This is a genomic window from Pseudoalteromonas sp. 20-MNA-CIBAN-0454, from assembly GCF_040308685.1.
Classification (GTDB): domain Bacteria; phylum Pseudomonadota; class Gammaproteobacteria; order Enterobacterales; family Alteromonadaceae; genus Pseudoalteromonas; species Pseudoalteromonas nigrifaciens.
The window spans coordinates 1-409 of the sequence record NZ_JBEOOB010000114.1; the positions used below are offsets into that span (position 1 = coordinate 1).

The 409-nt window shown below is 48.4% G+C and carries 2 tRNA genes; both read right to left on the reverse strand.

Annotated elements, in window-relative coordinates:
* Positions 1–6: 6 nt before the first annotated feature.
* Positions 7–82 (reverse strand) — tRNA-Glu (locus AAEZ22_RS18185).
* A gap of 178 nt (positions 83–260) precedes the next feature.
* Positions 261–336, reverse strand: a tRNA-Glu gene (locus AAEZ22_RS18190).
* Positions 337–409 lie beyond the last annotated feature (73 nt).

Below are 409 nucleotides of genomic sequence, written 5' to 3' on the forward strand. Positions count from 1 at the left end.
AGTAAGTGGCGTCCCCAAGGGGATTCGAACCCCTGTTACCGCCGTGAAAGGGCGGTGTCCTAGGCCTCTAGACGATGGGGACGCAGAAATTGGTTTGCAAATCATTGATTTGCTATTTCTGTGTAAGATGAGACCGAGCCTGTGAGGCGAATGGCATTATCTTCTCAGAAACATTTTCTGTGTCACTAGGACAACTGAATTTTTAGACTCGTTTCAGGCGAGCTTTCTTAATAACACTGCACTGACTATTAAATAGTAAGTGGCGTCCCCAAGGGGATTCGAACCCCTGTTACCGCCGTGAAAGGGCGGTGTCCTAGGCCTCTAGACGATGGGGACGCAGAAATTGGTTTGCAAATCATTGATTTGCTATTTCTGTGTAAGATGAGACCGAGCCTGTGAGGCGAATGGC